A 25,732-nucleotide genomic window follows, 5' to 3' on the forward strand; every position below is an offset into this window, starting at 1 on the left:
TATTTTGACAGACGGTAATATAGATTTTGAAGGGATTGAGAATTTACCTAATTTGGAGTCGATTGATTTTAGTGGAAGTACAGGTATCACTGATCTGAGTTCTTTAGAGAAAATACCAGGGTTATACGGTTTGGATTTAGATGGCTGTGGGATAACTTCACTCGATTTTTTGAAGTATCTTCCTAAATTAGAATATCTCAATATCGGAAATAATGCCATTCAAGATCTAAGCCTTTTAAAAGAAGTACCAGAACTAATTTTTTTGGATTTTCAAAATATCCAAACAACTGATTTTTCACCGATAGGAGATTTGACGAAATTATCTTGGCTATTGGGTGATAAAAATCAAATGACAACGCTGGATTTTATGAAAGGATTATCGCAATTAGAGTATGTCTCATTGAATCGAAATAAGATTGAAGATTTGACCCCGTTGAAAGGGCATGTGAAATTGGATTACCTTCTGTTGGAGGATAATCAGATAACAGATGTGACACCTCTGAGCGACTTGCCGAAGTTACGAAATTTGAATCTATTAAGGAATCAAATAACAGACATAATGCCCTTAGCGGCACTGGCATCACTGGAAAGACTAGAGGTAGGGCTAAACCAGATTACATCTGTAGGCTCGCTAACAAGTCTCAATAAGCTGAAATACTTAGGTGTTGGTGCAAATAAACTCACTGATGCTAGTTTCGTCAATGTATTGCCAGATAATGTGGAAATATGGGTGCAGAATAATGAGATTACAAATATAAGTAATGTAGCTCGGTTTGCAGAACGGCAGAATTTGAATATACAAAGTCAATATATAACACTCTCTACGCAGTACTCGAACCAAGAGGGGATGCTGAAAGTTCATAATCCAATTATAGATGACAGGAACATGAGTGTAACCAATATCAAACCATGGTCTCACCCTAATGTTCCAAGTTATTATGATGCCATGAAGAATCAAGTGGTTTTTAATGAGTTAACGGGAGCAGAGAAAGTCGATTTCTCTTTTGTTGATAGCACGGGGCGCTTTTCGGGAACGGTATTTGTATCTTATACATTTGTTTCGAATCAGACAGTTACTTTTGATTCCGATGAAGCGTCATCACAAACGCCAACTCAGAGTATATTTCCAGGAGAAAGTGTGGTAGAACCAACGAATCCGACAAAATTAGGGTATGATTTTTTAGGTTGGTTTGTGGGGGAAGGCGTTTCTTCACGATTATGGAATTTCCAACAAGATACGATGCCAAATGAATCACTAATTTTGCATTCAAACTGGAAGAAATCTGTTTATACAGTAACCTATGAAGGAAATGGAGCAGATCCGACGAGCAAATTGCCAGAAGTAACGCCGTTCAGTATAGGTGATTCTCCTGTGATGATTGCGACTGGAGAGGATATCCAACGAAAAGGGTATACATTTATTGCATGGAATACGGCGGCCGATGGTTCAGGAACTAACTATTTGCAAGGAGAAAGCTATGATACCTTAGAAAATTTGGTGTTATATGCGACATGGGAGAAGGAAATACCAAGCATTATTGTGCCCCCAGTGAAGCCAATAACTCCAATAAATCCTCCATTTCCAGGAAGTCCTGTGACTCCTATTGTACCGATTACAGTGAAACCAATAGAGGCGGATTCGGAAAAACCTAGTACGCCTAGTACAACAGCAGGTCCCGACATATCCAAATCATCAGAAAGCACGACAGTTAAATTACCATTTACAGGTGATAGTAGAAATTTATTTATGTGGTATTCAGGAATATTGAGTGTCTTAGGTGCTATGGTATATCTAGCACGAAGAAGGAAAAATTAGGTGAGTTCAGTACAGCCGTTAAGGCGGCTGTGCTCTCAAATAAAGTAGGAAGAAGAAATGAAAGAGCAAAAAATAAGAGAATGAGATGGAGGAAGAAGAAATGGCAATTAAAGAAATGATTGAACTGATTAATCGTGACAACTACGTGGAAGGATATGCTACCGATAATCAACAATTATGGAATACGCGCATGCAAGCGTTGGAAGCAACAGGAGAGGATATTCTTATCGAGGTATTACCAGGAACCTACTTTGTTAAAGGGTCACTTCGCCTCATTTCTAAAGCAACGATTCAAACGACAATGGATTCTAAGCTTAACCCAACTAAAGAAAAAGCAATATTTGTTTTTGGTTTAGGTACAGATGGAGAAGCTGGGTTTAGTAATTTACCAACGTCGAAGAATCCGAATTATCTACATGATGTATGCTTACAAGATGTTAGGTTGGAATTCATGATAACAGCAGGAAATCTAGGTGTCAGTTTGTTGCTCGACTACACCCAAGCCAATTTCCTAGCATCCCCATCACTACTATCCATAACTGGACCATACATGGGAAAATATATGCCATACAAAGGAATGCAAAATATCACTGTTCGTAACGTAGAAGTAGATGGGAAAAACGTTGGGAAAAACGGGTTTGATTTCGGCGGTATTGATAATTTACGTGTGATCGATTGTAATATAAGGAACATAGGCTATTTAAGTGGGATTTCTTTGGAGTTTTGTCACGATGTTATTCTTGAAGGGAATCAGACGACCAATACAGGGCGTGCCGGTATCCAAATATATCGAGGTAATGAAAAAGTGAGCGTGATAAACAACAAAGTGACCGATTGGATGCAGCGTTATGGTGTCTATCACTATTACTCTGTCAATGATCCTAAAAAAAGCACAGAGATGTTCGATGGTGGTATTGATAGTTATGGACCGAATAATACAGAACTAGTCATTACAGGAAATCACGTTACGGTAGGGTGGGATGAAACCGAACGTGTGAACAATGCTGTTCCGAAAGAAAATCCGTGTAATCCTAATATTATTGCGCTACACGGCAATACATCGGTTAATCCGGTAGATGTAAGCACAAGGAAGAACAGGCCGTTACCAACAACCCCGCACACCTTGTATCTACCCTACCGACTCAGCGGTGCCAGCAATGTTCGACTACAAGGAAATACAGCGAGAGTTCGAAGTGTGCATATTTTTGGTTTCCTTTTTGCCGCACAGCGCGAAGTATCTGTAGACTCAACGGAGAAGGCTATCGGAGAAGTATCTGATGTCGTTGTGACAGAAAACATGCTCGAATTAGAAGGTGAAATTCGTCTTCCATTACGTGCTATCACAGTAAAAAAGCGTAACAACATAGAGCGTAATGATGATGGAACAAGTGTGACTCATACGCGAGGCATTGGTTTAGAAATTTTGGATAACGATTTCCATATGAAAGGGATTATAAACGGGAGTGGACAAACCGGTGTGGTGAGCGCATTCACAACGAAACCACGCTTTATGACGATTCGATTAGGGGAAGAAAATGGGCGTACTGTTATATCAGAAGAGGTCGTTTTGCATAATAATCGGATTTATCATCAGCCGCTGGAAGGTTACTATCCGGAGAAATGGGCGCAACCTGATTTGTTGCTTGTGGCGAGCCCAGAGAACATTGGAGATGTTGTCATTAAGCATGTGGCGGTTAACAATAATAAATTAACCACGCATAAAAAAGAAGCCGCTTTCGAAACTGTTTTGAATGAACGAATTGAGGTGCTGCATAAATCATTATTTGTAGAAAAAGTTGTTTACGATGATGTAACACCAAGTCAAGATTATCAAAGTCAGTGTTTTCTGCCCGTTTGTACAGTAGAGTTACATAAGGGAAATGTAAAAATAGATGAAACTACCGTCAATAGTCAAGGTGCTTTTCTTTTTTCGAATATGGTCACTAAAATGACAGAGAGAACAGCGACATATTCTTTTGTTGGAAAGGACATTCGTGGGAACCAAGTGGAACAAGTCGCGATTACGTTCCTGTCAGATGTATCTATCACAACGGATATGGATTATACAATTCATGACACGCAGATCACTGGAACCTATGGTATGGAAATCTATGCGATTAAGTTACAAATTGCGGGCATGACAAAAAATGCGATGTTAGATGGAACAGGGCGTTATATGCTTTCTGTGGATGATATGATGATTAGCCCTGGGGATATGCTGGAACTAGTTGGATTTGATCGCCAAGGTGTAGAGCGTTATCGATTACATGTACGTGTACTAGAGGCACCACTCGATTACACGTTGACAGGAAGTGATTATACATTAGGGACGGACCAGATTACGGGCACGTTTGGGCGAGACATCCGAGTGGTTTCTGCGTTGATTAGGGATACCGAGGTACCCGTCACGATTACAGGGATTAATACATTTCAAATCACGGGACTTGCTGCTAAAAATATCTGTTGGGAGGATACATTTATCCTTCGAGGAAAAGGTGTGGACGAGGAAATATGTCAGGAAATAGAGATCCAATATCTAGATTATGGTTTGACGGTTGTGCCGTATGTGATCGCCTACCCTGAAAACGCTTTAACGGGAACGTACGGTCATTCTATTGCGGGAATATCGTTATGGATCGAAGGGCAAGAAATGTTAGATATACCGTTAGATGGGGCTGGGAACTACACGTTAAAAGATATAAGACTACTTTTGACTAGTGTGTCTAAAGAGGTAGAAATCGTTGGTAGAAATGAGTGGGGGCAAGAGGCAAGTCGCATACCAGTTGTTATGAGTACTCTTTTTCAAGTGACGGCGCAAGACTATACGATTGGAGAAACTGTAACGTTCGCTGGGACATACAGTGATAGTGTTTTTAAAGTTCGGTTATGGGTGAATGGTGAGGTTGTCGAGCAAGCAGCAACAGATGGAAATGGAAATTATAGCTTTGCGAAAGCATCGACTTATATTAAAGCGGTGAATGATGTCGTGGAAATTGTTGGTGTAAACAAGGTGTACCAAGAAAGAGTTCGGCTGTTAGTACGTGTGAATGCACCGAAAGATTACAGTTTAACGACTACCTCTTTTGTCATTAATCAAAGCAAGATATTGACAGGAACTTTTGGTAAAGATATTCAGGGGGTACGTCTGTGTGTGAATGGAGTGAACAAGACCAGTGCGACGCTTAGTAATGATGGAAGTTATCGTTTTGAGAACGCTGCGCAGATGATAACAAATGCAACACTGAAAGTTGAAGTACAGGGTGTGGATGGCGCGTTTGTGGAGCGCAAACGAGTGTCTGTTGCGGTAACGGTATGGAAGGATTATGCTTTGAAAGTAGAAGCTTACCCTGTAGATTATCCGCAATTGTTGGGCACGTACGGTAAAGATATTGTAACGGTGCAATTGTGGGTCAATGGTGTAAATAAAGGACAGGCGACGAATATAGCGAACCAGGTCGGAAAATATAGTTTTATGGAGATGCGGAAATATGGTATTATAGCAACGAGTAAAGTAGAGGTAAGAGGGTTAGACGCGACTAAGAAAGTACAAATTATAACTCCAGTTGTCTTAAAGCCAGCCTTACAAGCAGTATTGACCGCGCCAACGAATTATAAATTAGGAACGAAAGAAATTGCAGGGACGTGTGGGAAAGATATAGCTTATGTGCGCTTTTCTGTGAATGGCGTGGTTAAGCAACAAGCGACGATTGATCGCGTAACGAATAAATTTAAAGTGACCTATGCGAATAATTTCATTTCCGCGACAACTAATAAAGTGGAGATTATTGGGTTGGACAAGGCGTATGTAGAAATGCGTCGAGTGTCAATACCAGTAATAAAATAAGACAGTTAAAAAAAATAAAGGCCTAGTAATTTCACAATACCGAACAAAAATAGAAACGTCGATTGATTATCTAAAAATCAATCGACGTTTCTATTTTTTAATCTAGTGCATCCAAAAGTAACATCAATATAATAAAACACATGCCGGCAATTAGGACTATTTTAAACGGAGAAATTTGCTTGGAGGCGGGCTTCTCTGTTTTTGTTTCTACTTGAACTTGAGGCGGCTCTGGTTGTGACAGGGCTTTCTGGATAACTGGTTGCTGCACACGCTTAGGAACCACAACAGCCCCTTGCACATACTGCTCAATAATATCATTTGGGTCGCCTAGCAAAGCAATAGCATCGACCTCGGATATTCCGTTCTCCAAACTTATTGCAATGTGTTCATCCAAATCTTTGATAATGCTGGCTCGCTCATCTTCCGGTAATGAACGCAGACCGTGATGTAACGTTTCAAAAAAAATCTGATCTATTCATTTGGATTGATCTCCTTTCGTAAAGCTGCAATACTTGCCGTGAATTCATCCCATTCTTGCAATGTCTCTTTCAAAAAAACGCGCCCTTGATGCGTGATATGATAATACTTCCGCTGCGGCCCAGTTGGCGATTCGACCGTATATGTCGCACAATAACCTTCTTTCACAAGTCGGCGTAAAAGGGGGTATAGTGTACTCTCAGTAATCGGAATATGTTTCTTTATTTGTTGCGTCAGATCGTAGCCATAAAAATCATCCGTCTGTAAAATGAAAAGGACACACATATCCAGCGCACCTTTTCGAAACTGTGTTGTTACGCTCATATTCATCCCCCAATAAAAATTTTTTTCCAACGCTATTATATGTGATAAGTATAGCAACTTTGCGACTTAATAGCAATACTCGTGTTATCTACTATGTAACGAGTGTAATGTTAAGTGTTGACAAAACAATGTGCTTGTATTATGCTGTTTACAGGTACTATGCAATGCATAATAGTATACTTCGTGATTTTCAAAGGAGAATAAAAATGAATAAAATAGCAAAAGTAACAATCGCAGCCGGAATGGCAGTAATGGTAGGATTTTCAGGATTTGGAGCAAGTGAAGCAGCGGCAGCGGTAAAAGCTAAGCCAAAAACAACGGTGAAAGCCAAGCCAAAAGCAGCGGTAAAAGCCAAGCCAACAGCTAAAAACCTTTATAAGAAAGTAGAAGTATCGATTGATTATGGTCGTCAAGAATTAGATTTTGAATTCGAAGTGAAATCTAATGGTCGCGTGGAAGTAGAATTCGAAAATGATTTCACACGAAAAAAAATTGCGCGGAACAGCTGCACAAGCAGAAATCGATAAAGCATTCGCAACGTATAATGTGACAGGCAAAACACGTACACAAATCGTGAACCATATTCTGAAAACATACAAATTGTCAACACGTTATCAAGAATTTGATTTTGAAGCGAAATTAAAGAACAATAAACGTGTAGCATTTGAGATTGAAAGATAAGCAACTGAGATAATACAAAATAGGAGAATAATCGAGGTTTAAATGCATTAAACTTGGATTATTCTCCTATTCTCATTTAATTATTGAACAGTTTCTTTCACGTTTTGAAGAACGAACGCGCCTTCATGTGTATCGCGAACACCGTTTGCCTTATCATAAATCACCGAACCACGAAGTACGGTTGCAACGACTTGTGCGCCGATTGTGCGACCAATATATGGGCTGACCTTGTGACGATACTCCAAGTCTTCTGCTACAAGTGTATATGGCGCGTTTGGTTGGATTAGTGCGAAATCGGCGTCTTTTCCAATCGCGATATGGCCTTTGTTCGCTAACTTGTAAAGGTCAGCCGGATTCGAGGCGATTAGTTTCGCGAACTGTGTCAGCTCCATGCCCCGCTTTTGTACGGCTTCATCGAACATAATGTCGACGTTATTTTGCAAGCCAGAAATTCCGCCCCAAGCGGTGAATGCATTTCCAATTTTCATATCGGGTGGGCAAGGCGAGTGATCCGAAGTAACGAAATCAATTTCACCTGCAAAAAGTTTCTCCCAAAGACGATCTTGATTCGCTTTATCGCGCAGTGGTGGGGCGCATTTCGCAGTAGTACCAATCGTTTCAAACTGCTCTTCGTCAATCGCGAAGTAGTGCGTACAAGATTCGCAGGTCACTTTTTGGCCTTCATTGCGCGCACGAGTGACTTCTTCCACGCCCTCTGGTGTACTCAAATGGCAAATATGGATTTGGCAGCCGGCGATTTTAGCAAGATAAATGGCGCGGCGTACGGCTTCCACTTCTGTGAAAACAGGGCGTGATGCAACATAATCTTTCGCGGATGTTTTGCCTTCTGCTTGGGCGACTTTGCCTAATTCATCGCAGATTAGCGCATTTTCAGCGTGGATTGCTAGAATTTTGTCCATTTTAGCAATTTTTTGCATGCCGGCGAAGAAGGAATAATCATCGACGTTACGGAAATCATTATCGACACCATCAAAGCCGCACGTTGCAAGGAAGCATTTATAAGCCACGACACCATCTTCATTTAGCTCGTTCAGACGATCTAAGTTATGTGGAACCAGCCCACCAAAAAGCGCTACATCGACGCTAAGTTTGCCTTTTGCCGCATCAAATTTAAGATTTAGAGATTCGCGGTCAATCGTAGCTGGTAATTGGTTAAGTGGCATTTCGATGAACGAAGTCACGCCACCTTTTGCAGCTGCTTTCGTCCCTGTTTCATAGCCTTCCCACTCGGTACGACCAGGCTCAGAAATGTGCACGTGCGCGTCAACCATACCTGGTGAAACAACGAGTCCACTTGCATCCATGACTTCTTTTGCCTCGCCTAAATCCGCGCCAATTGCCACGATTTTTCCGTTCGTTACCGCCACATCTGTCACTACCGCTTCCGTGTCTAAAATCACTTTTCCATTTTTGATAATTAAATCATAACTCATTTCCTTCAACTCCTATTTTTTTTAATATGAACTTCTGTATTTTCGTCATAAAACGAGGGATTTTGCTTGCGATGAAGCGAGGCAAACAGGGCATAAGCGCCAAAAGCTACAATCACACCGACGAACCATGAAAGTCTGGAAACTGGCTCCAAAACCGGGATGAATTTGCCACTAAGCGATATAATAACGGCAACAATCGTCACCACAAACGCGAGTGAATTAAAGCCGTTCTTATAGTACGAAAATTGACCTGGTTCTGTGTAGAGGCTATCCAAATTAATTTGTCGGCGCATAATAATAAAATAATGTGCTAGCATCACGCCGATAACCGGGCCAAGAATCCCGCCGATAATATCGAGGAATAAATAAATACTCGCTTGATTCTCCATCAATTTCCACGGACAAATCAAGACACTAATAATACTTGCAATCATAACGCCGTGCTTATACGTCAACTTCTTCGGAAAAATCGCAGCAATCTGATATCCTGCCGGAATAATATTCCCCGTCGCATTCGTCGAAATCGTCGTCATCAGAATAACCAAGACGGCGAAAATCGATGCAAACAAGCTATCCCATTTTTGCACAATATCAAGCACATTCCAAGTCTCCGTCCCGTAATGAATGCTCGCGCCCGCCAAAATACAAACACTGGCCACGGCGAATAAAACATAAGCTACCGCGAGACCAAACGTTTGCCCAGTCGCTTGCGCTTTAAAACTTTTCGCGTTTTGCGTGAAATCCGATGCGCTAACAGCAGGCGCCGCCCAAACCGCGACAACGGCATTAATCACGACAAGAAATAGGAAAATCGAGTTTCCGCCAGTTTGGACGTTAGCCGGCACGTAATTCACAATATTGCCGAAGCCCGCTAAATAAATCGCCCAAATCGCCATCCCGCCAAACACGATATAAATACACGGGTTAAGAATCGCGGTAAATTTGTTCAAAACACCGCCCCCGCCAAATCCAATCGCCACGTTGACCGCCCAGAAAAGTAAGAAAGCAATCAAACCAGGAATCGTAATCCCCAAAATATTGATGCTCCCGCCAATCTCCAAAAAACCAGGCCAAATTTTACCGATTAAGATCAAAAAGGCGAGCGACCCCGCATAGCACTGCAGACCAAACCACATAATCGCCGCGACACATCCCCTTAAAATACCTGGGAAGAGCGCGCCACGAACCCCATAAGAAGCTCGCAAAATCATCGCGAAAGGTACACCGTATTTTGATCCAGCGGCCCCGTTTAAAACCATGACCGCGGCGATAATAAAGGCGCTTACAATAATTGCTGCCATGATACTAACCGTTGACAATCCGAGTATTAGAAACCCGCCGACTGCTACATAGTTAGGAACGTTATGTACAGAACCCATCCACAATGTGAAATAGTTAAACGTACCCCATGTCCGTTTGTTCTCTGTTTTAGGCAGTAGATCATCGCTATACCCGCGAGATCGATATTTCTCTAGTTGCGCATTATCCACCTGAACCATACCATTTTTTCCTCCTTTATTTATAAAATAATGCTTAAAAATAAGCGAAAAACCATACTGAGTTTGCAAAAGAAAGCGCTTTAAATTATCAACTCTAAGAAACCGTTTTCTCCTAATATGTTAAATATAGCACGCCCTGAAACGTATTTCCTTAGGCGTTTTACATAAACTTTTGAAAAGGTTTGTCTGTTTCGGACAAAGTGAAAAACTGCACAAAATAAGGCGTTAACGGTAGGGAATTTCGTGAATAAATGCTAGAATGAAAGAATAGGAAAAGCTGCTTAATTATGAGGAGAGTGAGAATAGTGGCTAATTATATTAACGAGAAACGTCGCCAAATTGACTTTGATCCGTATACATTGCCCATCATCGCCTTACCCGAAGTGATCGCGACGTCTTTTGATCCGATTGGAAAAACGCCGATTATGATTCGCATTGCCGATAAAGATAAAGCGTTTGCACCGATAAAAGATCCTGGAAAATATCAAGGGATTCTAGAAATTCAGTTCAATGATATTAATGAAGAAGACGATTATTGGGGACTCAGCAAGAAAGAATCCGATGAAATGCTTCTTTTTAATAAGAAACATGCCGCAATTATTCACGATTTTGTCGATCAATTTAATGATATTAGCCAAATCGTGGTGCATTGCAATGCTGGTGTGAGTAGAAGTAGCGCGGTCGCGATGCAGCTTGCGGAGTACACAAATGACCTAGATACGTACGCCAAGCTACGCGAAATCAAGCGTTATCTCCCAAATACGCGTGTCCTCGCCATCATGCGCGGTGAAGAATTTTAACGTAATTTTTTTGGCAAAATTTGCGCCATAACCTTGTTCGTCATGTTATAATGTAGAGAAATGATTGGAGGGGTTTTTTTCGTGGGACGACAAGCTGATCTGCAGTTGATGCAACCAATCGCGATGCAACTGTTCATCAAAAGTATTCTGACAGACCGATTGGCGCATGGTTATTTGCTAGAAGGCGCGCGTGGAACTGGTAAGAAACGCACCGCTAAATGGCTTTCCCAGACCCGTTTTTGCTTGGAAAAAAGTGATGACGAGTTGGCTTGTGGGACGTGCAATAACTGCCTGCGAATCGAAAACGATAACCACCCTGACGTTCATTGGCTAGAACCAGATGGCAACAGTATCAAAATTGATCAAGTACGGGAATTGAAGCAGGAACTGTCTAAGCGCGGTATGGAGTCGGATAGCAAGGTTTTGATTATCGACAGCGCGGATAAAATGACGGTGCAATCTGCCAATTCTTTGCTTAAATTTATAGAAGAACCGGATGGCGGGATGTTGATTTTATTCCTGACCGCGAATCCACAACAAATCTTGCCAACGATTCAGTCGCGGCTACAACCGGTGAGCTTTCGTGCTTTGCCGTTCGAGGCCTTCGTTAGCGATTTGATAGCGCAAGGTATTTTAGAGCAGAAGGCCCGTGTGTTGGCGAGTGTCGCTGGAAATGCGGAACAGGCAGTGGCTTGGAACGAGGACGAATGGTTTGCCGAAGCGCGCAACGTGACGGTGAAGCTTTATGAAGGATTGCATCATCAAGGTGTGGATCCCATTTTGCTTATTCAAGAATCATGGATGCCCGTTTTCAAAGATAAAACACAGCTGCATTTAGGCCTAGAGTTGTTGCTATTGCTCTATCGCGACCGTTTGCATTTATCGCTAAACGACGACTATCGTCCAATCTGCATGGAGCAAGCATCGATGTTAAAGCAGGATATATTGCGGAAGTCACTCACGGATACGACTGCTGAAATGGAAATCATACTTGGAGCTAAGCGCAAACTAGATTCCAATATGAATACCCAACTATTGATGGAGCAACTCGTACTCAAAATTCAAGGGAGGTAGTCCAATTGCCAAAAGTTGTAGGCGTTCGTTTTAAGGAAGCCGGTAAAATATATTATTTTTCGCCTGAGAAACTCAAAATTGTCGAGGGGCAAGGCGTTATTGTCGAAAATGCACAAGGAATTGAGTTCGGAAAAGCGGTTATCGCACCGCGCGAAGTCGATGAAGAGGATGTTGTTATGCCTCTAAAACGAGTGTTACGTGTTGCGACAGACGCAGATTATAAATGTGTCGAAGAAAATGCGGCCTCTTGTCAGCGCGCATTTTTACTCTGTGACGAGAAAATTCATGAACACAAAATCGAGATGAATCTAGTAGACGTCGATTATACATTTGATCGCAATAAAATCATCTTTTACTTTACCGCAGAAGGGCGCGTCGATTTTCGTGAACTCGTGAAAGACTTGGCGTCGATTTTCCGGACGCGGATTGAATTACGTCAAATCGGTGTCCGTGATGAAGCGAAGTTGCTTGGCGGAATTGGCCCGTGTGGCCGGATGCTGTGCTGTTCGACCTTTTTGGGTGATTTTGAACCAGTTTCGATTAAGATGGCAAAAGATCAGAATTTATCGCTAAATCCGACGAAGATTTCCGGCCTTTGTGGTCGTTTAATGTGTTGTTTGAAATATGAGAACGATGAATACGAAACGGCGAAGAAAGAAATGCCTGATGTTGGTCAACACGTTGTCACACCTAATGGTAAGGCGCGTGTCGTTGGTATTAATTTACTCGGCCGAATTATGCAAGTCAGATTACCAGATCAAGACGCGGTTATTGAATATGCATTAGAAGAATTACGTCCCTTTAATGCTTTTTCAAAAGAACCCGCGAAGTCCTGAGGTGAGCCCATATGGATAAAAAAGCACTTTTTGATTCAGTCAGTAATATGGAGGAACAAATCGGCGAGTTATATCAACAACTTGGCGATTTGAAGCAAAATCTAGGCGATATGTTGGAAGAAAATAACCGGTTGAACTTAGAAAACGAACATTTGCGTCGCCGTTTGGAAGAACTCGATGGCAAGCAACATGTGAGCACGATACCCGCCGAAAAAGAGTTGGGCGCAATGGCCCCAGCCCGAAAAGAAGCGATGCGCCAGATGATTGAAGTTGGCGAAGGATACGATAATTTAGTCAAACTGTATAAAGAAGGTTTCCATATTTGCAATGTGCATTTTGGGAGCCCGCGCGGAAACGATGAAGATTGTCTTTTCTGCATGTCGTTATTGAATAAGAAATAAAACGCGGCTTTCTCTTTGATAGAGAGAGCCATTTTTTTAGGAGAGATTTGGATGTTAGTTGGAGATGAGAGGCTAGATCATTTATTAGCGGAGAATTTGCGAATTATTCAGAGTCCATCTGTATTTTCTTTTTCGCTAGATGCGGTATTGCTCGCACGATTTAGCTACATACCATATCAAAAAGGTGGACGCATCATCGATTTGTGCAGCGGAAATGGGATTATCCCCTTGTTGATTAGCTCGCGAACAAAAGTGCCGATTATTGGTGTAGAGATTCAGGAACGACTGGCGGATATGGCTCGGCGTAGCATCGCATATAACGGACTTGAAGACCAGATTGAAATGTTGCAACAAGATTTGCGTGAGGTTGTGCCGATTCTTGGAAAAGAGAAGAATAGCTTTGTGATGTGTAATCCGCCTTACTTTGCGCTAGAATCAACCAGCATCAAAAATGAAAATGAGCATTTGCGAATTGCGCGTCATGAAGTGCATTGTACCTTGCGCGATACGATTCAGGTCTCGGCGGATTTGCTGAAACAAGGTGGCAAGGCGAGCTTTGTTCATCGTCCAGAGCGACTGCTGGAAATCATTGATATCATGCGGGAATATGGTTTGGAGCCGAAACGAGTACAGTTTGTGCATCCGCGCGTCGAACGAGAAGCGAACACGATTCTAATCGAGGGCATTAAAGGTGCGAAGCCAGGCGTGAAATATTTACCACCAATCATCGTTCAGAGTGCAGATGGCGAATATACAGCGCAAGTAAGGGAGTTGCTTTATGGCGAAGAGTGACACGCATTATTTCTATGTATTGGAATGCAAAGATGGCTCCTATTACGGCGGCTACACGACCGATGTGGCGCGCCGTGAAGCCGAACATAACGCCGGGATTCGCTGCAAATATACTCGAAATCGTCGCCCAGTTCGGGTCATTCATTCCGAATGTTTCGAGACGCGATCTGAGGCGACGAAAGCCGAAGCTGCTTTTAAAAAACTAATACGAAAAGATAAGGATCAATATTTACGAGAAAAGAAGGAGGGTGACACGATATGAAAAGCCAGAAAAGCTTTGCTGAAACAGGTGACGCGAAAGGCACGTTATATTTAGTCCCAACGCCGATTGGCAACTTAGAAGACATGACGATGCGCGCGATTCGAATTTTGAAAGAAGCGGATTTAATCGCCGCGGAAGACACGCGAAACACGATTAAGCTGCTCAACCATTTCGACATACATACAAAAATGGTGAGCTATCACGAGCATAACAAAACGAGCCGCCAAGATGAGCTTATCGAAAAATTGGAGGCAGGAACAACGATTGCCGTCGTGAGTGATGCCGGGATGCCGTCGATATCTGATCCGGGCTATGAACTTGTAGGTGCCGCGATTGAAGCAGGAATCACCGTTGTACCACTACCAGGCGCGAACGCAGCACTGACCGCACTCATCGCATCCGGCCTCGCGCCCCAACCATTTTTCTTTTATGGTTTCCTACCACGAAGCAACAAAGACCGTGAAGAAGCATTGAGTCAGTTAAATCGCCGCGAAGAAACGTGGATCATTTATGAATCCCCGCATCGCCTGAAAGAAGTTTTAAAAGCGATGAACAAAATACTCGGAAGTACCCGCAAAATCGTATTATGCCGCGAATTAACGAAGAAGTACGAAGAATTTTTAAGAGGAACGGTGGAAGAAGCGCTAGAATGGGCAAAAGAAACCGAAATACGTGGTGAATTTTGCGTCATCGTAGAAGGAAATGAAGAAGCACCAAGCGAAGAGGGAGAAGTCTGGTGGGCGACAATGCCAATCAAGGAGCACGTCGAAAAAAATTATGGCTGAAGAATCGGTTTCTTCCAAAGAAGCAATCAAGCAAGTCATGAAAACCCGCCAACTTCCAAAACGTGAAGTTTACCAAGCATATCACGAATTATAACAAACTAGATCCGTCACTGCGCGGGTCTTTTTTTTGTTATAATGACTGTAATAGAAAAAGGAGGAATTCCAAATGACGAAACTACCCAATATCGGCAAACCAGCAACAAACGCATTGCAACTATTGGACATAACGACACTCGAACAAGTCGCGGCACACGGCGAAAAAAACGCTATTAAAAAGACACGGCGTCGGACCAGAAGCAATTAGAATTTTAAAAGAAGCGCTGGCGGATCAAGGCTTAGCATTCAATGAAACATCAACAGAAAGCACAACGTCTGGCGTAAAATTCGCGGTATTCTGCGAGTTCAACTGCGACAATGCACCGAAAAAACGCGTCATCCGAGACTATCTTATCGCATCCGCGTCAGGCGACAGAACCGCACTCGAAAACGTATTAGAAGCATCGTTCGTGTGGACAGTACCAGGCGAGTTCCAAATCAAAGGCCGAGATGAATTCATCGCGGAACTAATCGCGAACCTCCAAGAAGTCAGCACACTCGAAGTCCAATCCCTGCTAAGCCACGGCAAAGAAGGCTCCGCCCACGGAACTGTCACAAACAAAAAAGGCAAACACGTCTACTTCTCCGACATCTTCACCTTCCAAAGCAACAAACCAGACGCCAAAATCTCCAAACTAACCTCATTCGTGGTGATAGAAAAGTAGGCTATGACTTATAAGTCTTTAAGTTTTTATCTTTATCTTTTTGCGTATCATCTACATCCTGCTTTAAACAAATCGAGCGAAAGCGTTTGCATTGCGCCGGTTCGGTGGAAGCCGGAAGCGGAGCGTACTGGCGTACGTGAGAACCGGAAGTCCGCCGAACTGGCGCAATGCGAACGCTTGCCGCCGATTTACTCATAAGTAGGCTCCAACCCTAAGGAACGAATACTCACTGCGTTCGTACTCATATTGAGGCTCTAATTCAGCAAAGTACGCTTCATAAGAGCCAAAACAACAAAAAAGCATCCTATTTGAGGCTAGCACGCTTTCAAATAGGATGCTTTCTTTAATTGTAGTCTTAGATATCATCGCCGAATTGACGACGGATGTCAGCTACTAATTTCTCAGCTCCATCACGACTAAGTGTTAATTTACCGTCAACAACTTGCTTGTTTTGATCGGAAAATTCACCAGTGATGTCACAAAGGTTGCTAGCTGTATATTTCTTTAGGATAATTTCATCTTCATTGATGTAAATTTCTAAAGCATCTTTAACAGCAACGCCTAGGTTACGACGAATTTCAACTGGGATTACGATACGTCCTAGTTCGTCAATTTTTCTTACCATACCTGTAGATTTCATATTCTTACCTCCTAACTCTGTGGTCTACTATCTATAATACCAAGAATTTCCTAGAAAAGCTAGACGAAATTATCATTTAATGCAAAAAAAATGATTATTGTTTTTTTAACAGGGTATAAACCTAGTTAGGGCGCTATTTATGGGAATAATGTTCTACAATTGCAAATTTTGCTTCTTTAGCTAAATTGTATGAGTTTACAGATTTGAGAGGAGTTTTTTTATGGATATTTTAATTGCGCTTATTCCAGCAGTGATGTGGGGGATAATGCCACTTATTGTTTCAAAAATTGGCGGCAAACCGTATCAACAAACGTTAGGGGTAACATTTGGTGCGCTTATTTTTGCGATTGGTATGTATTTTTATTCCACGCCGCAATTTACCATTACCATTTTATTAGTGAGTTTTGTATCGGGTATTTTCTGGACAGTCGGGCAACTGAATCAATTTCGAGCATTTACTCATATTGGTGTTTCCAAAGCGATGCCGTTATCAACAGGGATGCAACTCGTTGGAACTTCACTGTTTGGTGTGTTCGTATTCCAAGAATGGGGCACGACTGCGAAACTTGTACTTGGTTTTTCAGCATTAGCTTTTATTATTATCGGGATTTCCCTGACATCGTATCAGCAGCATAAATCGAAGGGCAGCAATATGAAGCAAGGCATGGTCGCACTGATTATTTCTTCGCTGGGCTATGTTGCCTATGTTGTTATCTTAAAAGCATTCGACATCAGCGGCTGGGAAGCGATTCTGCCACAGGCTGTTGGGATGGTTGTTGCGGCCGTAGCATTTTCGTTTAAAGATCGCAAAACCTTCTTTTTAAAAGAAACTTGGCTTAGCATTCTTCCAGGTTTGATTTGGAGCATCGGAAACTTGGCGTTACTCATTTCCAACACGGTGATCGGTGTCGCTATCAGTTTTTCCCTTTCACAAATGGGTGTTGTTATTTCAACGCTAGGCGGAATTCTCCTTCTAGGCGAGAAAAAGACGAAACGCGAACTTATATTAGTCATCATCGGAATTATCTTAGTTAGCGCTGGAGGTTTCATGATAGGTCTCACCAAATAGGGAAGTTTGGCAGTGCGGGATTAAATTCTGTGCTGCCTTTTTCAAATTTTTCGGGCTTGCGGTATTTTGTTTTGCGTATAAAATGATATAATAGAAGGTAATTGTGAATTTAACACCGGAAAAACTGATTTTCGGCGGAGGAATGGGAGAGGATTAGATTGCCAAAAGAGAATAATACATTTTATATTACGACTCCGATTTATTATCCAAGTGGAAAGGCTCATATTGGGCATGCTTATACAACCGTTGCGGGAGACGCAATGGCGCGTTACAAACGTTTACGAGGATTTGACGTTTTCTATTTAACGGGAACAGATGAACACGGCCAAAAAATTCAGCAAAAAGCGGAAGAACAAAATATTTCACCGCAAAGTTATGTGGATGATATCGCGGCAGGATTCCAAGATTTGTGGAAGAAACTCGATATTACTAACACAGATTTTATTCGGACAACAGAACCGCGTCATAAAGACGGCGTCGCAAAAATTTTTTCAACAGTTGCTAGATCAAGGCGATATTTATCTTGGGCAATATGAAGGTTGGTATTCGGTTTCAGATGAAGAATATTTCACGGAAACACAGCTAGAAGAAGTATACCGCAACGAAAATGGTAAAGTTATTGGCGGAAAAGCACCGAGTGGCAATGAAGTCGAGCTTGTAAAAGAAGAATCGTATTTCTTCCGCATGAGTAAATACGCGGATCGTTTGCTGGCTTACTATAATGACAACCCAGAATTTATCTTACCAGAATCACGCAAAAACGAGATGATTAATAATTTTATCAAACCAGGCTTAGAAGATTTGGCAGTTTCCAGAACAACTTTTGATTGGGGAATTAAGGTTCCAGGAGACGCGAAACATGTTGTTTATGTGTGGATTGATGCGCTTTCTAACTACATAACCGCGCTTGGCTATGGTTCAGAAGACGACGCGAATTTCAATAAATACTGGCCGGCAGACGTGCATATCATCGGAAAAGAGATTGTGCGCTTCCATACGATTTATTGGCCGATTATTCTGATGGCGCTTGATTTGCCGTTACCGAAGAAAATTTTCGGACACGGTTGGATTTTAATGAAAGACGGCAAAATGTCGAAATCTAAAGGGAACGTTGTCGATCCATACATGCTGATTGACCGTTACGGCTTGGATGCGTTGCGCTATTACCTATTGCGCGAGGTTCCATTCGGCTCTGACGGCTTGTTTACACCAGAAGATTTCGTCGATCGCGTAAACTACGATTTAGCAAACGACTTAGGTAATCTATTAAACCGAACTGTCGCGATGATAAATAAATATTTTGACGGTGAAATTCCAGCTTATCAAGGCAATGTAACGCCTTTTGATGGTGAATTAGAGGTTTTTAAAGATAATGTTTTGAAAGAATATGAAACAAATATGGAGACGATGCAATTCTCAGTGGTACTTTCCCAGCTATGGACATTTGTAAGCCGCACGAATAAATACATTGATGAAACGGCGCCATGGGTTCTAGCGAAAGAGGAAGCGAACCGCGACGAACTGGCAAGCGTCATGACCCACCTAGCTGAGAATTTACGAATCATCGCTGTCATGCTGAAACCATTCTTAACGCAATGTCCAGAAGGCATTTTCACGCAACTAGGCGTCACGGATGAAGCCTTAAAAGACTGGGCCTCAATTACAGGTTATGGCAAAATTCCAGCGGGCACAAAAGTAGTCGCAAAAGGAACACCGATTTTCCCACGCTTAGATGCGGCGGAAGAAGTGGCTTATATCCAAGACCAAATGAAAGCAACAATCGCAGCACCAGTAGCAGAAGAGCCAACTATTGTCGCGCTTGAAACACCAGAAATTGGTATTGAAGACTTCGACAAAATCGATCTCCGCGTCGGTGAAGTCAAGCAAGTCGAGAAAGTCAAAAAAGCCGATAAACTGCTCTGCTTCCAATTAGACCTAGGTGAAGGCAAACTACGCCAAGTCCTATCAGGCATCGCAGAATTCTACGAACCAGAAGAACTCCTTGGCAAAAAAGTAATTGTCGTAGCGAACTTAAAACCAGTCAAATTACGCGGTTTAATGAGCGAAGGCATGATCCTATCTGGCGAAAAAGATGGCAAATTACAAATCATAGAAGCAAGCAGCGCTCTTCCAAACGGTGCAAAAGTGAAATAATAACAGTGAGGTGGGTTTCCTAGGAACTCATCTCACTTTAATTTTATTTCCTATTTTACGCTTTTTCTTTATTTTAAACTACGTTATGTGTTAAGATTGATTTAAAAATAAAGGTAGGGAGTGCTGTATATGGATCAATATGTTTTCTCTAAAGATGTGAATCAAGCGATTGTTGATGGTGTTCTGCAAGGGTATAAAAGTTACTTAGATGAACGACGTGCAAAAAAGACCGAGCTACATGTGAGTGGTGCATACGCTTGGGTAAAAGGGAATCATATTGATCATTATGTGGCTGATAAAGTTGCCGATGCAGGCTTTGAATGGAAGTTAGATAAAGCTGGATATGCGTGGGAGTTTCTAAAATTCGATGGTCAGTTGAAGGAAGACCGCTTTGTTTTGATTATAAAAAGCGTGAAAAGTCTTGCCAAAAGTTTACCTATCAAAAAGAAGAGCAAAGAAAATTATCTATCCGAGCTGGCCGCAATTAACGGAACTTTTAAAATGAAGGATTCTGTTGAGCGAACAGAGCAATTATCCTTGTTTTTCGCAGCCGAGGCTAATCTGGAGACTGTTCAATCCTTGGTATCTGACTACAGGCTTTTTTATGCCATTATTTATGAAGTAGACGAAGCTAAAATGGTCTCGAGAATCGCGCTGACACTCCCACTTCAAAAAGGTCAGATTATCGAAGTAGAGGATTTGACGCCATATATCGCGAGTAGCTCCATTGAAATTAGTGCGGAGGACCTCAAAGTCGTGCGGGGAGAAACCGAAGCGGAAGAAGAAATTGCAAGTGAATATGATGGATATGAGTATATTATTCCAGCAAAAGAAATAAAAAATTAAGAGGTGGCACCATGTTTTCAGGTGAAAAATTAAAAGATATTCGAATTTTAAATGGCTTTTCACGATCGGAACTAGCTAGCATGTTGGATGTTTCGGAGCAAGCGATATGGCAATATGAGACGGGGGCGACATTGCCTAATCTCAACAATATCAACCAGTTAAAGCAACTATTCAACGTGAAAGCGAAGTATTTTTATAGCCCGAATAGGTTAACGTATAATGTGGATGAGGCTACGATTGCTTATCGAAATGGCGACAGAGAATATCGATCAAAAACCGTGACAGAAGCGATGTTTTTAAATTTCACCAGTGCTATGATTAGCGATGTGGAACAATATGTAGAAGCCCCTCCTAATAATTTGAAGAAATGGATAGTCACAAGTTTAGGGACGAATCGTGAAAGCAGTATTGAAGAGCTTGCAATGAAGGTTAGAAGCCAGCTAGGACTTGAAAACAATAAAGATTTACTGTACGTACTAGAGAAAAACGGTGCTGTAATCCTTGAAAAAAACTTAGGAAAAGAAACCGATGCGTACAGCACATGGACGGATACACCGTTCATCGTTCTAAGTCGAGAAAAAAAAATCATCGGTTAGGCGTAATTTCGATTTGGCGCATGAATTAGGACATTTATTAATGCATCACAAACTAGATATTAATAATCTAGATAAGAAAAGCTATCAAACGGTAGAGCAGGAAGCAAACTATTTTGCAAGCTGTTTTCTCTTGCCAAAGGAGCTATTCCTCGCTGATTTTCAGGCAATTCCTAAACAAACGAATCCAGATGCGTATGTTGAAATGAAAGAGAAGTGGTGCGTGTCTATCCAAACGATGGAGTATCGTGCCTATAAGCTTGGACAGCTAACTTACGAACAGAATCGCTACTTCTTTGCCAGCCTGAACCGTAAAGGATATAGAACAAAGGAGCCGCTAGACGATCAGATAAAAATTATTAAACCAGGAAAAATCAAGGCTCTGTTTCATTTTGTATTTACGAATCAACTGGCAACACTAGAGGGAATGTTGCAGAAATGGCATGTAGAAATATCATTTTTGAGCCAGTTATTTTGCATTGAAGCCTCATTTTTCGAATTTTATTTAGCAAATAAACAAGTACCAGCAACATACGATTTTATTAAAAAGGCAGATTAAGCGACTAAAAACCGACTTTCTTCTATAGTAATACTACACAATAATGAAACACAAAAAGTAATTATACTATTATATAGAAGAAAGTCGAAATTATGCAAGTTGAAAATAAAGAAATGAGGGATAAAAATGCTTTTTGATACACATGTGCACTTAAACGATGATGCATTTAATGAAGATCTTGAAGAGGTTATCGCGCGTGCCAAGGAAAAAGATGTTTCACGCATGGCAGTTGTTGGTTTTAATGAAGAAACAATTAATCGCGGGTTAGAACTTGCCGATAAATATGATTTTATTTACCTCATTGTCGGATGGCACCCAACAGATGCTATCACCTTTACTCCAGAAAAACTAGAATGGCTACGCGAACTAGCCGAAAATCCAAAAGTTGTCGCGCTTGGCGAAATGGGCTTGGATTATCATTGGGATACGTCGCCAAAAGAAACTCAGTTTGAGGTCTTCCGTCAGCAAATTAGATTAGCAAGAGAAGTACAGCTTCCAATCGTGATTCATAATCGGGAAGCAACGGAAGATGTGGTTCGTATTTTGCAAGAAGAAAATGCGTCAGAAGTTGGCGGAATCATGCATTGTTTTGGCGAAACGGTAGAGGTAATGGAAGCGTGTTTAGCAATGAATTTCTACATCTCATTCGGTGGCACAGTTACCTTTAAAAACGCAAAATTACCAAAAATTGCAGCAGAATCAGTACCTCTAGACAAGATTTTAATCGAAACTGACGCGCCATATCTCGCTCCGCATCCAAATCGCGGCAAAAGAAATGAACCAAGTTACGTCAAGCTTGTTGCCGAAAAGGTCGCAGAATTAAAAGAATTGAAATATGAGGAAATCGCCCGCTACACAACAGAAAATGCAAATCGCCTATTCAAATTAAGTTGATTTTTGTCATCAAACTGTAACAATACCTGAACTTTGTAACGGAATCTTAAGCAAGCGAAAAATAAAGTTTAAGAAATCTTTAAGAACCCGCGCTATTATGCCTACGACTAGAGACTGACTCTACTGAAATATAACTGACACATTGGACATAAAATGTAATGAAAAAAGTTTTGCAATGGCTCTATGCCAACGATAAACGAGTTGTATTTGGCCTAGACATCTTTTTTTGATAATTCGTTGACAGTTCTTTCGTCCCCCGTATATAATCACAACAGAAGTTAGAAAGGGGAGAAATACATGACCATGGAAACTAGCAGTAACGCAAGCCAGAAATCAAAATGGCGTTTACCAATAATGATTGGCGCGTTTGTTATTGTCATAGCATTGGTTTTTTATTTCGTTTTCGAGGGAACTAAAAACGATATCACGATTGTAAAAGCAGGCGAGGTTACAAAGGTTAGCACGCACGCAAAAACAGTTGGAGAAGTATTAAATGACGAAGGTGTAAAAATTGGAAAACACGACGAACTGTCTTATTCCAAAAATACAGCTGTAAAAGACGGAATGAAGATTGCTTACATTCCAGCGAAGCAAGTGACAATTAATGACGAAGGTAAAGAAGCAAATGTGTGGACAACAAAAGATACAGTTGCTGAAGTGCTGAAGGATGAAAATATTACGACACGTCCGCAAGATGCTTTAAACGTTGCATTGAATGACAAGGTAGCAACAAACATGGAAGTTAAAATCGACCGTGCTGTAGCTCTAGCTATTCAAAATGGTGCGAAAAAAAGAAGTAACGTGGACAACAAAAGATACAGTAGCAGATTTATTAGCAGAGAAAAAGATTAAGTTAGATGCTCACGATAAAGTATTGCCAGCAAAAACGGCGAAACTTGCTTCAAATATGACGGTTGTTGTTACATATGTAGACAAGAAAACCGACGAAAAGAAATCCAAAGTAGCTTTCAAAACAGTAGTAAAAGAAGATGCTTCTCTTGAAAAAGGAGAAGAAAAAATAGTACAAGCAGGGAAAGCTGGCGAGAAAATAGCCAAGTACGACGTTGTTATCGAGAACGGTAAAGAAAAACAACGCAAACTCCTTGCAGAACAAGTAACAGCAAAACCAGAAGATAAAATCGTTGTTCGTGGTACAAAAGAAGAGCCAGTGGTCACTGCAATCAGCAATGCCCCAGCTAAATCTTCTAAAAAAGCTACAACATCGAGTTCATCATCTTCTAAAAACAGTAGCGCTTCAAAAGTAAGTAGCAAGCCATCATCAGGTGGTAAAACGTTCACGATGGAATCAACAGCTTATTCAGGTGGCGGTACAACAGCGACAGGTATCAACCTAACAGCAAACCCAGGTCTAAAAGTAGTTGCCGTAGATCCAAGTGTGATTCCACTGGGCTCTAGAGTCTATGTGTCAGGTTACGGAGAAGCAATTGCAGGAGACACTGGTGGCGCAATTAACGGTAATGTTGTAGACGTTTATTTTGCAGACGAAAGCCAATGTTACACGTGGGGACGTCGTCAAGTCACTGTAACCATTTTAGATTAAGAATTCATACAAAGCAGGAAGCATGCCAGAAGTGGTGTTCTTCCTGCTTTTTTTGCGGGTTCTGCTTTTTCGAATTTTATGGTATGATAGAAGAACTGATTAAGAGAAGGGACGTTTTGTATGGAGAAGTTAGTGATTCATGAAGTCATTGTTGTTGAGGGGCGAGACGATACAACCGCAATACACCGCGCAGTAGATGCAGACACGATCGAAACGAACGGTTCGGCTCTATCCGCTATGACCATTGAAAAAATTCGCCATGCAAAAGAAAAACGCGGCGTGATTATACTAACCGATCCCGATTTCCCAGGTGAGAAAATACGAAAGCAAATTGATGCAGCAGTTCCAGGATGCCATCACGCTTTCATCAGACGCAGTGACGCGTTGCCGAAATATGGCCGCGGTTTGGGCGTTGAACATGCCACACCAGCAATTATTCGCGATGCTTTAGAACACTTCCATACAAGCGATGAACGCGTCCAGACGAGCGATATAGACTACGACCGGCTTGTGATGCTCGGTTTGATGGGTGGAGCAGGCGCTAAAGCAAAACGACAAAAGCTAGGAGAAATCCTTAAGATAGGTTATACCAATGGCAAACAATTGCAAGCAAGACTACGCATGTTTGGCATTACGAGTGAACAATTCGAAGCCGCATGGGGCGAAGTAGTGCAGGAGGAGACGAATGAGTAAAGATATCGCAACACCAGGCCGTACAAAAGAAATTCTGAAAAAATATGATTTTCTATTCAAGAAAAGTCTAGGCCAAAACTTCTTGATTGACAGCAATATTTTGCGACGAATCACGGAGACGGCGGAACTGGATAAGGAAACGGATGTTATTGAGATTGGACCAGGTATCGGGGCGCTTACCGAACATCTAGCGCGCACATCGAAGCGAGTATTGGCTTTTGAGATTGACCAACGCTTGATGGCTATTTTGCCAGATACGCTCGCAGCTTACGACAATGTAGAGGTCGTGAACGAAGACATTTTGAAAGTGGATGTTGGGGCGATGATTACGGAAAAACTTCCTGATCGAACGAACCCAGTGAAAGTGGTCGCGAACTTGCCATATTATGTAACAACGCCGATTATTTTGCAATTGCTTCATGAGGACTTGCCGGTGTCCAGCATGACTTTTATGTTGCAGAAGGAAGTCGCAGATCGTATTTCAGCAAAACCGAGTACGAAGGCGTATGGGAGCTTGTCGATTGCGATACAGTACTACATGGAGCCGAACTTTCCTTTATCGTGCCAAAAACGGTATTTATGCCTCAGCCTAACGTAGACTCAGCGATTATCCATCTGAAACGACGCTCGGAACCACCAGCACAAGTGAATGATGAAACCTTCTTTTTCGACATTACGCGTTCGGCCTTTGCCCAGCGACGCAAAACATTATGGAACAATTTAGTGAACCGATTCCCGGAATTGAAACCACAAAAAGAAGAATTGGAAGCGGAACTTGCTGCGATTGGCATTGATGTAAAACGACGCGGGGAAACGCTTAACATCCCTGAATTTGCGACTTTAAGTAATTTTCTTGACAATTTCATGAGAAAATAGCGAAAAAATGATAAAAAGACGACCTTAGTGGTTGACACAGA

General features: G+C 41.7%; 24 protein-coding genes and 4 pseudogenes. 22 read left to right on the forward strand and 6 right to left on the reverse strand.

The features are described from left to right. Positions 1 to 4: 4 nt before the first annotated feature. Entirely contained in the window at positions 5 to 1,816 is a 1,812-nt protein-coding gene (locus tag PCORN_RS15100) for a leucine-rich repeat domain-containing protein (RefSeq protein WP_036082117.1), read from the forward strand. Between the two features lie 100 nt (positions 1,817 to 1,916). Next, the gene (locus PCORN_RS15105; RefSeq protein ID WP_159102617.1) at positions 1,917 to 5,660 is read left to right on the forward strand and encodes a right-handed parallel beta-helix repeat-containing protein; all 3,744 of its coding nucleotides are present in this window, start codon (positions 1,917 to 1,919) and stop codon (positions 5,658 to 5,660) included. Positions 5,661 to 5,757: 97 nt separating this feature from the next. Here the strand turns inward: PCORN_RS15105 and PCORN_RS15110 are convergent, their stop codons facing one another. Together PCORN_RS15110 and PCORN_RS15115 are read right to left on the reverse strand one after the other, a co-directional pair. Further along, positions 5,758 to 6,135, reverse strand: coding sequence for an HAAS signaling domain-containing protein (locus tag PCORN_RS15110; protein ID WP_077913940.1), 378 nt, complete (start codon positions 6,133 to 6,135; stop codon positions 5,758 to 5,760). Continuing rightward, positions 6,132 to 6,461: a PadR family transcriptional regulator gene (locus PCORN_RS15115; RefSeq protein WP_036082122.1), complete on the reverse strand. Its 330-nt coding sequence runs from the start codon at positions 6,459 to 6,461 to the stop codon at positions 6,132 to 6,134. The genes PCORN_RS15110 and PCORN_RS15115 overlap by 4 nt, the downstream gene beginning before the upstream one ends. 206 nt (positions 6,462 to 6,667) lie before the next feature. On the opposite strand from PCORN_RS15115, the gene PCORN_RS15120 reads away from it, so the two are divergent. Together PCORN_RS15120 and PCORN_RS15125 are read left to right on the forward strand one after the other, a co-directional pair. After that, positions 6,668 to 6,988, forward strand: a complete 321-nt coding sequence (locus PCORN_RS15120) for a hypothetical protein (RefSeq protein ID WP_036082125.1) — start codon at positions 6,668 to 6,670, stop codon at positions 6,986 to 6,988. Then, positions 6,954 to 7,142, forward strand: coding sequence for a hypothetical protein (locus tag PCORN_RS15125; RefSeq protein WP_036082127.1), 189 nt, complete (start codon positions 6,954 to 6,956; stop codon positions 7,140 to 7,142). Before PCORN_RS15120 ends, PCORN_RS15125 begins: the two co-directional genes overlap by 35 nt. A gap of 80 nt (positions 7,143 to 7,222) precedes the next feature. Here the strand turns inward: PCORN_RS15125 and allB are convergent, their stop codons facing one another. Together allB and PCORN_RS15135 are read right to left on the reverse strand one after the other, a co-directional pair. After that, positions 7,223 to 8,596: an allantoinase AllB gene (gene allB, locus PCORN_RS15130; protein WP_036082129.1), complete on the reverse strand. Its 1,374-nt coding sequence runs from the start codon at positions 8,594 to 8,596 to the stop codon at positions 7,223 to 7,225. 5 nt (positions 8,597 to 8,601) lie between these two features. Further along, positions 8,602 to 10,095, reverse strand: coding sequence for an allantoin transporter (locus PCORN_RS15135; protein WP_036082131.1), 1,494 nt, complete (start codon positions 10,093 to 10,095; stop codon positions 8,602 to 8,604). A 305-nt stretch (positions 10,096 to 10,400) separates the two neighbouring features. On the opposite strand from PCORN_RS15135, the gene PCORN_RS15140 reads away from it, so the two are divergent. The 9 genes and pseudogenes from PCORN_RS15140 (at position 10,401) to PCORN_RS20505 (ending at position 15,806) form a co-directional block, all read left to right on the forward strand. Beyond that, the gene (locus tag PCORN_RS15140; RefSeq protein WP_036082133.1) at positions 10,401 to 10,895 is read left to right on the forward strand and encodes a dual specificity protein phosphatase family protein; all 495 of its coding nucleotides are present in this window, start codon (positions 10,401 to 10,403) and stop codon (positions 10,893 to 10,895) included. 81 nt (positions 10,896 to 10,976) lie between these two features. Continuing rightward, on the forward strand, positions 10,977 to 11,969 hold the full coding sequence (gene holB, locus PCORN_RS15145) for a DNA polymerase III subunit delta' (RefSeq protein WP_036082135.1): 993 nt from the start codon (positions 10,977 to 10,979) through the stop codon (positions 11,967 to 11,969). A gap of 5 nt (positions 11,970 to 11,974) precedes the next feature. Then, complete coding sequence (locus PCORN_RS15150; RefSeq protein ID WP_036082137.1) at positions 11,975 to 12,805, forward strand: PSP1 domain-containing protein; 831 nt, start codon at positions 11,975 to 11,977, stop codon at positions 12,803 to 12,805. A gap of 11 nt (positions 12,806 to 12,816) precedes the next feature. Beyond that, positions 12,817 to 13,206 (forward strand): DNA replication initiation control protein YabA, encoded by a 390-nt coding sequence (yabA, locus tag PCORN_RS15155; RefSeq protein ID WP_036082139.1) that lies wholly within the window; start codon positions 12,817 to 12,819, stop codon positions 13,204 to 13,206. 51 nt (positions 13,207 to 13,257) lie between these two features. Next, on the forward strand, positions 13,258 to 13,998 hold the full coding sequence (locus tag PCORN_RS15160; RefSeq protein ID WP_036082141.1) for a tRNA1(Val) (adenine(37)-N6)-methyltransferase: 741 nt from the start codon (positions 13,258 to 13,260) through the stop codon (positions 13,996 to 13,998). Continuing rightward, a complete protein-coding gene (locus PCORN_RS15165) occupies positions 13,985 to 14,260 on the forward strand; it encodes a GIY-YIG nuclease family protein (RefSeq protein ID WP_036082143.1) in 276 nt (91 codons plus the stop codon). The genes PCORN_RS15160 and PCORN_RS15165 overlap by 14 nt, the downstream gene beginning before the upstream one ends. After that, positions 14,257 to 15,139: pseudogene (gene rsmI / locus PCORN_RS15170) on the forward strand (16S rRNA (cytidine(1402)-2'-O)-methyltransferase). Before PCORN_RS15165 ends, rsmI begins: the two are co-directional and overlap by 4 nt. Positions 15,140 to 15,211: 72 nt before the next feature. Further along, positions 15,212 to 15,349, forward strand: a complete 138-nt coding sequence (locus tag PCORN_RS20500) for a hypothetical protein (RefSeq protein ID WP_241433206.1) — start codon at positions 15,212 to 15,214, stop codon at positions 15,347 to 15,349. Between the two features lie 202 nt (positions 15,350 to 15,551). Further along, on the forward strand, positions 15,552 to 15,806 hold the full coding sequence (locus tag PCORN_RS20505) for a hypothetical protein (protein WP_241433207.1): 255 nt from the start codon (positions 15,552 to 15,554) through the stop codon (positions 15,804 to 15,806). A 1-nt stretch (position 15,807) separates the two neighbouring features. Here PCORN_RS20505 and PCORN_RS15180 read toward each other — a convergent pair whose 3' ends face one another. Both PCORN_RS15180 and PCORN_RS15185 read right to left on the reverse strand, forming a co-directional pair. Beyond that, positions 15,808 to 16,002: a hypothetical protein gene (locus PCORN_RS15180; protein ID WP_036082145.1), complete on the reverse strand. Its 195-nt coding sequence runs from the start codon at positions 16,000 to 16,002 to the stop codon at positions 15,808 to 15,810. Positions 16,003 to 16,161: 159 nt separating this feature from the next. Continuing rightward, positions 16,162 to 16,446 carry an AbrB/MazE/SpoVT family DNA-binding domain-containing protein gene (locus PCORN_RS15185; protein ID WP_036060638.1) on the reverse strand — a complete coding sequence of 95 codons (285 nt, stop codon included), beginning with the start codon at positions 16,444 to 16,446 and terminating at the stop codon, positions 16,162 to 16,164. Positions 16,447 to 16,666: 220 nt separating this feature from the next. On the opposite strand from PCORN_RS15185, the gene PCORN_RS15190 reads away from it, so the two are divergent. From PCORN_RS15190 to rsmA, 9 genes and pseudogenes are all read left to right on the forward strand, one after another. Continuing rightward, the gene (locus tag PCORN_RS15190; RefSeq protein ID WP_036082147.1) at positions 16,667 to 17,515 is read left to right on the forward strand and encodes a GRP family sugar transporter; all 849 of its coding nucleotides are present in this window, start codon (positions 16,667 to 16,669) and stop codon (positions 17,513 to 17,515) included. Between the two features lie 158 nt (positions 17,516 to 17,673). Next, a pseudogene (gene metG, locus PCORN_RS15195) lies at positions 17,674 to 19,669 on the forward strand (methionine--tRNA ligase). Between the two features lie 129 nt (positions 19,670 to 19,798). After that, on the forward strand, positions 19,799 to 20,515 hold the full coding sequence (locus PCORN_RS15200) for a spr1630 family ClpXP-sensitive toxin (protein ID WP_036082149.1): 717 nt from the start codon (positions 19,799 to 19,801) through the stop codon (positions 20,513 to 20,515). Between the two features lie 11 nt (positions 20,516 to 20,526). After that, positions 20,527 to 21,111 (forward strand): helix-turn-helix domain-containing protein, encoded by a 585-nt coding sequence (locus PCORN_RS18735; RefSeq protein ID WP_051999532.1) that lies wholly within the window; start codon positions 20,527 to 20,529, stop codon positions 21,109 to 21,111. A gap of 13 nt (positions 21,112 to 21,124) precedes the next feature. Beyond that, complete coding sequence (locus PCORN_RS18740; protein WP_051999533.1) at positions 21,125 to 21,667, forward strand: ImmA/IrrE family metallo-endopeptidase; 543 nt, start codon at positions 21,125 to 21,127, stop codon at positions 21,665 to 21,667. 126 nt (positions 21,668 to 21,793) lie between these two features. After that, on the forward strand, positions 21,794 to 22,561 hold the full coding sequence (locus tag PCORN_RS15210) for a TatD family hydrolase (RefSeq protein ID WP_036082151.1): 768 nt from the start codon (positions 21,794 to 21,796) through the stop codon (positions 22,559 to 22,561). A gap of 297 nt (positions 22,562 to 22,858) precedes the next feature. After that, positions 22,859 to 24,122: pseudogene (locus PCORN_RS15215) on the forward strand (ubiquitin-like domain-containing protein). Positions 24,123 to 24,242: 120 nt separating this feature from the next. Further along, on the forward strand, positions 24,243 to 24,815 hold the full coding sequence (gene rnmV / locus PCORN_RS15220; protein ID WP_036082153.1) for a ribonuclease M5: 573 nt from the start codon (positions 24,243 to 24,245) through the stop codon (positions 24,813 to 24,815). After that, positions 24,808 to 25,691, forward strand: a pseudogene (rsmA, locus tag PCORN_RS15225) (16S rRNA (adenine(1518)-N(6)/adenine(1519)-N(6))-dimethyltransferase RsmA). The gene rnmV and the pseudogene rsmA overlap by 8 nt, the downstream one beginning before the upstream one ends. Positions 25,692 to 25,732: the final 41 nt, after the last annotated feature.

The organism is Listeria cornellensis FSL F6-0969 (genome assembly GCF_000525855.1).
In the GTDB taxonomy this organism is placed as follows: domain Bacteria; phylum Bacillota; class Bacilli; order Lactobacillales; family Listeriaceae; genus Listeria_A; species Listeria_A cornellensis.